General features: G+C 63.8%; 1 protein-coding gene. It reads left to right on the top strand.

The window, feature by feature from the left end:
* A partial coding sequence (locus tag ACLJNW_RS28150) for an ATP-binding cassette domain-containing protein (RefSeq protein ID WP_410961919.1) occupies positions 1 to 240 on the top strand: 240 nt, incomplete at both ends.

The raw sequence follows: 240 nt of genomic DNA, 5'->3' as shown, positions 1-240 counted from the left end.
GATCAAGGCGCTGGAGCGTCTAGAGGAACTGGCGCCGGCACATGTCGATTCGCCGTTCAATTTCAGTTTCCGCGAGTCGGACAAGATCTCCCGGCCGTTGCTGGATCTCGGCGAAGGCCGTCTCGGCTATGGCGACAAGGCGGTGCTGGAGAAGGTCAAGCTGCAACTGGTGCCCGGTGCGCGGATCGGCCTGCTCGGTCCCAACGGCGCCGGCAAGTCGACGCTGATCAAGACCCTGGC

The organism is Salmonella sp. SAL4457 (assembly GCF_046548235.1).
Taxonomy (GTDB): domain Bacteria; phylum Pseudomonadota; class Gammaproteobacteria; order Enterobacterales; family Enterobacteriaceae; genus Salmonella; species Salmonella enterica.
Note: the sequence above shows the minus strand (reverse complement) of the source record. Positions and strands in the feature narration are given on the sequence as shown.